Raw genomic sequence first — 5,505 nt, 5'->3', positions numbered from 1 at the left:
CGGCCACCCACCGTGACCGCCGGACGGCGGGCGTCCGCACCGGGTCCGTGCGCGAGCGCCGAAAGCCGACGCGCTCCGGCGCACCACCCACGTTGGGCCGAATGGCCGAGCCCTCGGCGGCGGCCGCGCTCCCGCAGCGCACCCCGCGCGCCCCGGCACCGCTCACGCTCCGTCACCTCGCGGGGCATCGGCCGCCACCCGACGCACCCCGGTCGGCTCACCCGGTGCCGGCCGCCGCCACCGTGCCGTCGTCGCCCGGCAGCGCCGGGCCCCCGCACTCCGCCAGCGCGTCCAGCAGCGCCGCGACCGCCGGCACCCCGGCCAGCCCGGGAAGGGTGAGCGCCACGATCTCCCGGCGGGTGGGCGGGGTCACCGGCACCACCCGCACGCCTCGCGGCCGGACCGGCTCCAGCGCCAGTTGCGGCAGCACCGCCACCCCCAGCCCCGCGCCGACCAGCGCGACCACCGCCGGGTAGTCGTCGGTCGCCAGGTCGACGCGCGGGGTGAAGCCCTCCGCGGCGCAGACCCGCTCCAACTGCTCGCGGCAGCGCGGACAGCCGGCGATCCACGGCTCGTCGGCCAGGTCGCGCAGCGGCACCTCGGCGGCGCCGGCGTGGCGGTGGGACGCCGGGAGCACCCCGACCAGCAGGTCCGACCGCAGCCGCCGGGCCACCAGCCCCTCCCAGGGCTCCTCGCCGCGGGCGTCCGGGTAGCGGAAGGCCAGCGCGACATCGCAGGCGCCTGCCCGGACCAGTTCCTCCGAGCGCGGCGGTTCGGCCTCGGAGAGGGAGACCCGGAGCGCCGGGTGGCGGGCCCGCAGCGCCGCCAGTGCGGCGGGGACCAGGGTGGAACTGCCGCTGGGGAACGAGACCAGCCGGACCTGTCCGGCGCGCAGCCCGGCGATGGCGGAGACCTCCGCCTCGGCGGCGCCGAGCGCGGCGAGCACGCCGTCGGCGTGGCGCGCCAGCGCCTCCCCCGCCTCGGTCAGCCGCAGGGTCCGGCCGTCGCGGGTGAGCAGCGGGGTGTGGGCCGCGCCTTCGAGGGCCCGGATCTGCTGGCTGACGGCGGGCTGGGTGATGCCCAGCTCCCGCGCGGCGGCCGAGAAGGAACCGGTGGTGGCGACGGCCCGGAAGACCCTCAGGTGGCGGGCTTCGAACATGCACCCAGGATAGGAGCGCGCGAGGGGCGCCGCCGCCCGCGCCGACCGGCGGCGACGCCCGCCGGTCGCGCTCCCGGGGGCGTGCGCCCCGCCGGGGCGACAGGCGCGGGACGGGCCCCGGGCGGCTACGGTCGTGCCATGACAACTGCATTGATCACGGGAGCAACGGCCGGGCTCGGGGCCGCGTTCGCTCGGCGGTTGGCCCTGGACGGGCACAACCTCGTGCTGGTCGCGCGGGACACCGAACGCCTGGAGCGGCAGGCCGCCGAACTGCACGACCGGCACGGGGTCGAGGCGGCGGTGCTCACCGCGGACCTGGCTCAGGAGGACGGGCTGGTCGCCGTCGAGGAGCGGCTGGGCGACACCCGCCACCCGGTGGACCTGCTGGTCAACAACGCGGGGTTCGCGCTGAAGGGCGGCTACCTGGAGGTGCCGGTCGCGGACGAGCTGCGGATGCTGCGGGTCCACTGCGAGGCAGTGCTGCGGCTGACCTCCGCGGCGGCGGAGCCGATGCGGCGCCGGGGACGCGGCGGGGTGGTGAACGTGGCGTCGGTCGCCGCGTTCGTGCCGCGCGGCACCTACGGGGCCACCAAGGCCTGGGTGGTGCAGTTCACCCAGGGGGCCGCGCACGACCTGGCCGGGAGCGGCGTCCGGCTGATGGCGCTCTGCCCGGGGTTCGTCCGGACCGAGTTCCACCAGCGGGCGGGGATCGGCACCTCGTCGATCCCGGGGTGGATGTGGCTGGACGCGGACCGGGTGGTGGACGCCGGCCTGCGGGACCTGGCCCGGGGGCGGTCGCTCTCGGTGCCCGACCCGCGGTACAAGGTGCTGCTGGGCGCGTCGAAGCTGGTGCCCCGGTCGGCGCTGGGCGGCGTCTCCTCCCGGGCGGGCCGCAAGTACGGCCCCAAGCGCGGCGGCTCGGACTCCCCGCAGCTGCCCTGATGCGGCGCGGTGCCCGCGGCGCGCCGCATCACGCGCCCGGGGACGGGATCGCGCGGGGGCGGCGCGCGACGGGATCCGTGCACGCCGGTGCCCCCGGACCGACCGGTCCGGGGGCACCGTGGTGCGCGGGGCGGCCCGCCGGAGAGGCGGGCCGCGGTGCGGCGGTGGGTCAGTGGGCGTGACCGTGACCGCCGGCCTCCGGCTCCTCTTCCTTCTTCTCCACCACGAGGGTCTCGGTGGTGAGCAGCAGGGAGGCGATGGAGGCGGCGTTCTCCAGGGCGGAGCGGGTGACCTTGACCGGGTCGATGACGCCGGCCTTCACCAGGTCGCCGTACTCGCCGGTGGCGGCGTTGAAGCCCTGGCCCTTGTCGAGCTCGGCGACCTTGGAGGTGATGACGTAGCCCTCCAGGCCGGCGTTCTCGGCGATCCAGCGCAGCGGCTCGACGGCGGCGCGGCGGACCACGGCGGCACCGGTGGCCTCGTCGCCCGCGAGGTCGAGGGAGCCCTCCAGCACCTTGGCGGCGTGCACCAGGGCGGAGCCACCGCCGGAGACGATGCCCTCCTCCACCGCGGCGCGGGTGGCGGAGATGGCGTCCTCGAGGCGGTGCTTCTTCTCCTTGAGCTCCACCTCGGTGGCGGCACCGACGCGGATGACGCAGACGCCGCCGGCGAGCTTGGCCAGGCGCTCCTGGAGCTTCTCGCGGTCCCAGTCCGAGTCGGTGGACTCGATCTCGGCCTTGATCTGCGCGACGCGACCGGCGACGTCCTCGGAGCTGCCGGCGCCGTCGACGATCGTGGTGTCGTCCTTGGTGACGGTGACGCGGCGGGCGGTGCCGAGGGTGTCGAGACCGGCCTGGTCGAGCTTGAGGCCGACCTCCTCGGAGATCACGGTGGCACCGGTGAGGGTGGCCATGTCCGCCAGCATCGACTTGCGGCGGTCGCCGAAGCCGGGGGCCTTGACGGCGACCGCGTTGAAGGTGCCGCGGATCTTGTTGACGACGAGGGTGGAGAGCGCCTCGCCCTCGACGTCCTCGGCGATGATCAGCAGGGGCTTGGAGCCGCCGGCCTGCATGACCTTCTCCAGCAGCGGCAGCAGGTCCTGGATGGAGGAGATCTTGCCCTGGTGGATCAGGATGTAGGGGTCGTCGAGGACGGCCTCCATGCGCTCCTGGTCGGAGACCATGTAGGGCGAGAGGTAGCCCTTGTCGAAGGCCATGCCCTCGGTGAAGTCCAGCTCCAGACCGAAGGTCTGGGACTCCTCGACGGTGATGACGCCGTCCTTGCCGACCTTGTCCATGGCCTCGGCGATCAGCTCGCCGACCTGGGGGTCCTGGGCGGACAGCGCGGCGACGGCGGCGATGTCTTCCTTGGAGTCGATCGGCCGGGCGGCGGCCAGGAGGTCCTCGGTGACGGCCTTGACGGCGGCGTCGATGCCCTTCTTCAGGGCGGCCGGAGAGGCACCCGCAGCCACGTTGCGCAGGCCCTCGCGGACGAGCGCCTGGGCCAGCACGGTCGCGGTGGTGGTGCCGTCGCCGGCGATGTCGTTGGTCTTGGTCGCGACTTCCTTGACCAGCTGCGCGCCGAGGTTCTCGTACGCGTCCTCGACCTCGACCTCGCGGGCGATGGTGACGCCGTCGTTGGTGATGGTCGGCGCACCGAACTTCTTGTCGATGACGACGTTGCGGCCCCGGGGGCCGATGGTCACCTTCACCGCGTCCGCGAGCTGGTTGACGCCGCGCTCCAGCGCGCGACGGGCGTCCTCGTCGAACTTCAGGATCTTCGCCATGGCTTGCGTGTCCCTATTCCTTGAAACGTCTGTTCGTACGCGAACGGCACCGCGCCCCTACTCCCGGCATTCCTGCGGGGAGCCGGGGCGCGGGCCTCACAGCGTGGAGAATTACTTCTCGATGATGGCGAGAACGTCGCGCGCCGAGAGGACGAGGTACTCCTCGCCGTTGTACTTCACCTCGGTGCCGCCGTACTTGCTGTAGAGCACGATGTCGCCGACCTTCACGTCGAGCGGCAGGCGGTTGCCGTCCTCGAAGCGACCCGGACCGACGGCAAGGACGGTGCCCTCCTGGGGCTTCTCCTTGGCGGTGTCCGGAATGACCAGGCCGGAGGCCGTGGTCTGCTCGGCGTCGAGCGGCTGGACCACGATGCGGTCCTCGAGCGGCTTGATGGCAACCTTGGAGCTGGCGGTCGTCACGATCCGACCTCCCCCTTCGGAGATCTCACGGGGTCAATGTCTGTAGGTGACGCGACCTGCGGATCCGTCGTCGCGGGTGCCGGACCTGCCTGTCGCGTGCTGTTGGCACTCCCACGGGGAGAGTGCCAACAGCGAGACTATGCCCCGGTTAGCACTCAGTCAACCAGAGTGCCAATGTGCGTCGGCCCGGTCGCCGCGACGACGACCGGGCCGCACCCGCCACCCCTGCTCCCACCTGCGACGACATGCCCGTCGTCATCTCACGAACGGTCAGACGTAGTCCTCCAGACGCCCGATGGCGTACCCCTGTTCGGTGGCGGTCCGCACGACGAGCCGCACCATGTCGGTCATGCTGCCGCCCCACTGCCCCTTGCCGCGGAAGTGGGTGAGGATGATGTCCCCCGGGTAGAGCTTGCCGTCCCCGCGGCCCCACTCCATGCGGTCGGCGAACGCCTCGGCGGTCCACAGCGGCACCACGTCCACCCCGCACTCGGCTGCGGCCTTGAGCGTGTCCCGGTTGTAGGCGCCGTAGGGCGGCCGGAACATCGTGGGCCGCTCCCCAATCTCCTTCTCCAACGTGTCCTGCTGGTCGCAGATCTCCTTGCGCTGCTCGGCGAAGGACAGCCGCGGCATCTCCTTGTGGGTCACCGAGTGGTTCTGGATGCGGGCCCCCTCCTTCCGCATGGTGCGGAAGTAGCCGTAGTCGTCACGGGAGACGTAGTCGGTGAGGAAGCTGCTGTAGGGGATGTCGAGTTCGCGCATCATGCGCAGCAGCTCGGGGTCCTTCTCCGCACCGTCGTCGATGGTGAGGAAGACGACCTTGTCCTTGGTCGGCACCTGCGTGATGACCGGCGGCAGCCCCTTGCCGGTGATGTGCCCGCGCTCGGTGACCAGCTCCGGCTTCTTCCGGGGCGGCGCGGGGGCGCGCAGCGGCGCCTTGGCCAGCTTCCAGCTCCCGACGGCGCGGGTCCGCAGCTGTTCGGCGCGCTCCAGGCGGTCGGCGTAGGCGGAGACCAGCCCGGAGACGGTCCGGGCCTGCGGGGCCCCGAGGGCGAGCGCACCGCTCGGGGAGAACGGCCAGCCGACCAGCGGTGGCGCCTGCGGGCCGGGGGCGGCCTCGGCAGCTCGTCCGTCGCCGTCCGCGCGGTCGTCACCGGCGGCGGTGAGCTCCGGCAGGCCGGGCGGCGCGGTGCCGGGG

At 73.4% G+C, this 5,505-nt stretch carries 5 protein-coding genes; 1 reads left to right on the top strand and 4 read right to left on the bottom strand.

The window, feature by feature from the left end; genetic code table 11:
• Positions 1 to 217: 217 nt before the first annotated feature.
• Complete coding sequence (locus HCN52_RS21465; RefSeq protein ID WP_168090094.1) at positions 218 to 1,159, bottom strand: LysR family transcriptional regulator; 942 nt, start codon at positions 1,157 to 1,159, stop codon at positions 218 to 220.
• Between the two features lie 138 nt (positions 1,160 to 1,297).
• Here HCN52_RS21465 and HCN52_RS21460 point away from each other — a divergent pair, with 138 nt between their 5' ends.
• Positions 1,298 to 2,101, top strand: coding sequence for an SDR family NAD(P)-dependent oxidoreductase (locus HCN52_RS21460; RefSeq protein WP_168090093.1), 804 nt, complete (start codon positions 1,298 to 1,300; stop codon positions 2,099 to 2,101).
• Between the two features lie 169 nt (positions 2,102 to 2,270).
• Here the strand turns inward: HCN52_RS21460 and groL are convergent, their stop codons facing one another.
• From groL to HCN52_RS21445, 3 genes are all read right to left on the bottom strand, one after another.
• Entirely contained in the window at positions 2,271 to 3,887 is a 1,617-nt protein-coding gene (groL, locus tag HCN52_RS21455) for a chaperonin GroEL (RefSeq protein ID WP_167972301.1), read from the bottom strand.
• A gap of 111 nt (positions 3,888 to 3,998) precedes the next feature.
• Positions 3,999 to 4,307 carry a co-chaperone GroES gene (groES, locus tag HCN52_RS21450; protein ID WP_167935241.1) on the bottom strand — a complete coding sequence of 103 codons (309 nt, stop codon included), beginning with the start codon at positions 4,305 to 4,307 and terminating at the stop codon, positions 3,999 to 4,001.
• Between the two features lie 270 nt (positions 4,308 to 4,577).
• Positions 4,578 to 5,483 (bottom strand): polysaccharide deacetylase family protein, encoded by a 906-nt coding sequence (locus HCN52_RS21445; protein WP_209314830.1) that lies wholly within the window; start codon positions 5,481 to 5,483, stop codon positions 4,578 to 4,580.
• Positions 5,484 to 5,505 lie beyond the last annotated feature (22 nt).

Source organism: Streptomyces bohaiensis (genome assembly GCF_012033785.1).
Taxonomy (GTDB): Bacteria; Actinomycetota; Actinomycetes; order Streptomycetales; family Streptomycetaceae; genus Streptomyces; species Streptomyces bohaiensis.
The sequence above is the reverse complement of the archived record's forward strand: the minus strand, read 5'-3'. Positions and strand labels throughout refer to the sequence as shown.